Source organism: uncultured Thiocystis sp., assembly GCF_903866365.1.
In the GTDB taxonomy this organism is placed as follows: Bacteria; Pseudomonadota; Gammaproteobacteria; order Chromatiales; family Chromatiaceae; genus Chromatium.
Genome location: NZ_CAIPNF010000449.1, coordinates 1 through 3,534, shown reverse-complemented (window position 1 = coordinate 3,534; position 3,534 = coordinate 1). Strand labels below are relative to the sequence as shown.

At 61.2% G+C, this 3,534-nt stretch carries 6 protein-coding genes; all 6 read left to right on the top strand.

The features are described 5' to 3' along the window. The first annotated feature begins 152 nt into the window (after positions 1-152). The 6 genes from QZY07_RS24660 (at position 153) to QZY07_RS24635 (ending at position 3,483) form a co-directional block, all read left to right on the top strand. Positions 153-1,244 (top strand): N-6 DNA methylase, encoded by a 1,092-nt coding sequence (locus QZY07_RS24660; protein ID WP_295408643.1) that lies wholly within the window; start codon positions 153-155, stop codon positions 1,242-1,244. Next, complete coding sequence (locus QZY07_RS24655; protein WP_295408642.1) at positions 1,237-1,518, top strand: helix-turn-helix domain-containing protein; 282 nt, start codon at positions 1,237-1,239, stop codon at positions 1,516-1,518. The genes QZY07_RS24660 and QZY07_RS24655 overlap by 8 nt, the downstream gene beginning before the upstream one ends. A 31-nt stretch (positions 1,519-1,549) precedes the next feature. Next, positions 1,550-1,822: an AbrB/MazE/SpoVT family DNA-binding domain-containing protein gene (locus QZY07_RS24650; RefSeq protein WP_295408640.1), complete on the top strand. Its 273-nt coding sequence runs from the start codon at positions 1,550-1,552 to the stop codon at positions 1,820-1,822. Continuing rightward, positions 1,819-2,214, top strand: coding sequence for a type II toxin-antitoxin system VapC family toxin (locus tag QZY07_RS24645; RefSeq protein WP_295408638.1), 396 nt, complete (start codon positions 1,819-1,821; stop codon positions 2,212-2,214). Before QZY07_RS24650 ends, QZY07_RS24645 begins: the two co-directional genes overlap by 4 nt. A gap of 125 nt (positions 2,215-2,339) precedes the next feature. Continuing rightward, complete coding sequence (locus QZY07_RS24640) at positions 2,340-2,594, top strand: hypothetical protein (RefSeq protein WP_295408635.1); 255 nt, start codon at positions 2,340-2,342, stop codon at positions 2,592-2,594. Next, positions 2,587-3,483: a restriction endonuclease subunit S gene (locus QZY07_RS24635; protein WP_295408633.1), complete on the top strand. Its 897-nt coding sequence runs from the start codon at positions 2,587-2,589 to the stop codon at positions 3,481-3,483. The genes QZY07_RS24640 and QZY07_RS24635 overlap by 8 nt, the downstream gene beginning before the upstream one ends. Positions 3,484-3,534: the final 51 nt, after the last annotated feature.

The following is a 3,534-nucleotide window of genomic DNA, read 5'->3' as shown; positions in this document are numbered from 1 at the left end:
TGGAAACACCAGGGCGCCAAGATTGTCTTGAGCCTGCGCGCGCTCGTGCAATCCACGGGGCGCTGGACGCAGTTCTGGGACAAGATCGATCAGTTTGGTGCTCGGCCCTGTTAGGATACATTATCGAAAGGCACCACCCCTTCTCCAGTCAGGTGCTCTCGCTTGCCAACGTCCCCGAGGATGAGCTTGGCGATGCCTACGAATACCTCATCGGTCGTTTCGCCGACGACGGCGGGCACACCGCCCAGGAGTTCTACACCAACCGCACCGTGGTCCACCTGATGACCCAGATGCTCAAGCCCCAACCGGGCGAGCGCGTCTATGACCCGACCTGCGGCACCGGCGGCATGCTCATCGCCACCCTGGCCGAGGTGAAACGTCAGGGCGGCGAGCATCGCACCCTGCGTCTCTATGGCCAGGAGCGCAACCACATGACCGCCTCCATCGCCCGCATGAACCTGGTCCTGCACGGCGTCGAAGACTTCGACATCCAGCGTGGCGATACCCTGGAGACGCCACGCTTCACCGAGGCCGACCGGCTGCGCACCTTCGATGTGGTGCTGGCCAATCCGCCTTACTCCATCAAGCGCTGGAACCGCGACGCCTGGTCGTCGGATCCGTGGGGCCGCAACGCGCTCGGGACACCGCCCCAGGGCCGCGCCGACTACGCCTTCTTTCAACACATCCTGACCAGTCTCGACCCGGACACCGGCCGCTGCGCCATCCTCTTTCCGCATGGCGTGCTGTTCCGCAACGAAGAGGCCGAGATGCGGCGCAAGCTGATCGAATCCGACCGGTTCGACTGCGTGCTGGGTCTCGGTCCCAACCTCTTTTTCAACTCCCCGATGGAGGCATGCGTCGTCGTCTGCCGCGCCCGCAAGCCGCCCGAGCGCCAAGGGCGAGTCCTCTTCATCGACGCCATCAACGCGATCACCCGCGAGCGCGCTTATAGCTTCCTCAAGCCCGTCCATCAGCAGCGCATCGCCGCCGCCTATGACGCCTTCACCGACGAGCCCGGTTTCGCCCAGGTAGCCAGCCTCGACGACATCGCCGCCAACGGATACAGCCTCTCCATTCCGCTGTACGTCAAGCGTCCCGCCGCCAACGGCGCACCGACCGACACGCGCACCCTGGCCGAGGTCTGGGCCGATTGGGAGCAGGATGGCCATGCCTTCTGGCAACAGATGGATGGATTGGTGGAAACGCTTGACCGCTTGGCCGCAAGCTGTGACGCACATGACTGAGCCAGCACAAACCTTCACGCCGAATTGGGTTTCACCGCCCGGCGAGACCATTGCCGATCTCTTGGATGATCGGCAATGGACCCTCGCCGAACTGGCCGCGCGGACCGGCTTCACCGTTCAGCACGTCAACGAACTGATCACGGGCCGCGCCCCGATCACCGCCGAGACCGCCGCTGGCCTGGATCGCGTCCTCGGTGGCACGGTCGAATTCTGGCTCGCCCGCGAGGCTCGGTATCGCGCCGCGTTGGAGTCCGGCGAGTCTGGGGTCATTTGAAATGGATGCCATCCAATCGAGGAGATTTCCCATGTCGATCGCAACCGTTATCCTCAACCAGGGGCAGGTTGAAATTCCCAAGCACATTCGCGACGAGCTGCATTGGGAAAGCGGCCATGCCCTGATCCTCGAAACCACCGAGGCCGGCATCCTGCTGCGACCGCAAGCGGTGCAGAAGCCGCTGCGACTGGAGGCGCTGCGCGGATTTCTTAAGCAGGATGCCCCGCCGGTACCCATCGACGACCTGTGCGCGCCGGTCGATGCCAGCGCCGACTGGGACGCGGCGGAACAGCGCAGCCGATGATTGCCTTCGATACCAATCTGCTGGTCCGGCTGGCTGTCGACGACCACCCCCAACAGGCGGATGTCGCCGAGAACCTGCTCAAGCAGCATCGCGTCCTGATCTCGCGCACCGTACTGCTGGAAACCGAATGGGTGCTGCGCTCCCGCTACAAGATTCCACCCGAGCGCATCCACGCCTTCTTTCAACTCATGCTGCGGACAGAGAACGCCGAGCTGGAAGACGCGCCCGCCGTCGCGCGGGCGCTGACCTGGTACGAGCAAGGCGCCGACTTCGCCGACGCGCTGCATTTGGCCGCGTGCGGAGAGGCCGTGCTGCATACCTTCGACCGGGGATTCTGCAAGGCCGCGCGGTTAGCGGGAAATGCACCGGAGGTACGGGTATGGGAGGTGTGATGCAGGGATGGCCGAGAACGCAACGGCTCAATGACGAGCCATGTTCTCCACTGCCCAAAGGACGCAAGTTGACCGACAAAGGTTGCAGCCTCGGACATGCAACCTTGCCGCCGGAGCTTGCAACCTTGCTCACCGAGCAAACTGGCCGACTCGATCAGAAGGCATTGCGCCAGTTGATGATTCGTCTCTGCGCCTGGCGTCCACTGACCGGCGAGGAGCTTGCAACCTTACTGAACAAGAAGCGCGACTATCTGCGCAACAAGCACCTGATCCCGATGGTGCGCGAGGGACAGCTCAAGCTGCGCTATCCCGAAACCGCCAAGCACCCGCATCAGGCGTATGTGGCGACCGAGATCGCACAGGAAGACCGGCATGAGTGAGGAATTGAAACCAGGCTGGCGGCGCTGGCGGTTCGAGCAGATGGCGCAGAGCGTCAACGAGCGTGTTGACGATCCGAGTCAGGCGGGAGTTAAGTATTACGTCGGACTCGAACACCTGGATTCGGACAGTCTGAAGATCCGCCGTTGGGGCGTGCCCGACGATGTGAGCGCGACCAAGCTGCTGTTCGAGCCGGGCGACATCATCTTCGGGCGCCGCCGCGCCTATCAGCGCAAGCTCGGCGTGGCGGAATTTCGCGGGATCGCCTCGGCGCATTCGCTCGTGCTGCGCGCCAAGCCCGCCGTGGTCCTGCCCGAATTTCTGCCCTTCTTCATGCAGTCGGATCTGTTCATGGAGCGCGCCCAGCGCATTTCGGTGGGGTCGCTGTCGCCGACCATCAACTGGAAGACGCTTGCGAAGGAGGAGTTCGCGCTGCCACCGTTGGAGGAGCAGCGGCGAATGTTGTCTTTGCTGGCAAAAGCACGGAAAGCACTGGATGAATTTGAATCGGCACGCACTCAGGTTCGAACACTCTATGATGCAATGCTTTGCCGTCTTTACACGTCAGGGTTAGACGGAAGATCTGAAATTCGGAAGAACCAAGTTATTCCAAAAGGATGGAAGCTTTTGCCTCTTACAGACCGTTATGAAGTTCAGCTAGGCAAGATGATGTCACGGATCGCCCGCGAAGGTGAGGAGCAAACACCTTACTTACGGAACGCAAATGTTCAGTGGAATCAATTGGATCTATCGGAAATCCAAACCATGTCTTTCACAAACAAGGAGAAGAAGAAATTCGCCTTGAAGTATGGCGACAGGACTTACGCATTGACAAACGCCGCATTTTATGATCTAAAAAATACGTGTAACCATATTCCGCTACTCATTTAAAATGAGCCGGCGATGCCGCGCCGTAACCGTCGCCATCGCGGGCGACCAAAG

Bases quoted from the DNA above. Each gene is read 5' to 3' on its own strand.
- QZY07_RS24655 (WP_295408642.1), top strand. From the start codon at position 1,237: ATGACTGAGCCAGCACAAACCTTCACGCCGAATTGGGTTTCACCGCCC.
- QZY07_RS24635 (WP_295408633.1), top strand. From the start codon at position 2,587: ATGAGTGAGGAATTGAAACCAGGCTGGCGGCGCTGGCGGTTCGAGCAG.
- QZY07_RS24645 (WP_295408638.1), top strand. From the start codon at position 1,819: ATGATTGCCTTCGATACCAATCTGCTGGTCCGGCTGGCTGTCGACGAC.
- QZY07_RS24650 (WP_295408640.1), top strand. From the start codon at position 1,550: ATGTCGATCGCAACCGTTATCCTCAACCAGGGGCAGGTTGAAATTCCC.